Genomic DNA, 845 nt, shown 5'->3' with positions numbered 1-845 from the left:
GACCAGTGATCGCAATATCATCCACCACAGGGACTACGTCAAAGCTAACCGACGTTGAGAAAGATTCGATTGTGGCATCCTCAGTTGTGTCAGGAATATCTTGATTGAAGGTCGCCGTATCTAAAATGTTACCTGTCACAGTAACGTTCACAGTACTGACATCAGCACCATTTACGTCATCATAAGTCGGGAAGTTCTCTTTCGGTTTAAACAACACGCCTGACAAGGCACCATTTTCAATTTCACTTTCGGTGAAAGAGATGGATGTGCCCAATGGCGTTCCAGTATCACTGTAGAATTCGCCATTGCTTGTGTCAGTTAAGGTTAAAGTGATATCGGTGAAGCGTTCATCACCGCCTTCAACACCATTGACTTGGTCTGCAACCGAACCCGAGAAATCAAGCACAATATAGGTGTCTTCATAACCCACAGCTTCAGCGCCCGGTTGACCATCGATATCGACAGGGTTCAACGAGTCATCCAAAGAACCAGTAATATCGACAGAAATACTTGGCGCTATATCTGTTACAGCAGAGACTTTAATGATGGCGCTGGTATCAAGTACCTTCTCATCACCCGATATCAAATCTTTGGTGATCACCGTAAATGGCAATTTAAAGTCCCCAGAATAATCTGCGGGTAAATTCAACACCAAATCAGAGAAATCTGGCGTTACACCTTGTACCAAAGTGGACTGATACACATATTCGCCGTTAACGAAGTCAATCTCACCACTACCACCGATGCTAATGTTAAGTGTTTGGGTAAGGTCCGATGGGTCAAGAAACACGGTATCATCAATAACGATGGTAATTTCGTCGTTAAATGTATCGCCACCACTGAAA

The 845-nt window shown here is 43.9% G+C and carries 1 pseudogene; it reads right to left on the bottom strand.

Going from position 1 to position 845, the window contains the following annotated elements:
* Positions 1-845, bottom strand: a pseudogene (locus tag AB4486_RS22920) (hypothetical protein); the annotation flags it as partial.

The organism is Vibrio sp. 10N.222.55.C6 (assembly GCF_041473395.1).
In the GTDB taxonomy this organism is placed as follows: Bacteria; Pseudomonadota; Gammaproteobacteria; order Enterobacterales; family Vibrionaceae; genus Vibrio; species Vibrio crassostreae_C.
The sequence above is the reverse complement of the archived record's forward strand: the minus strand, read 5'-3'. Positions and strand labels throughout refer to the sequence as shown.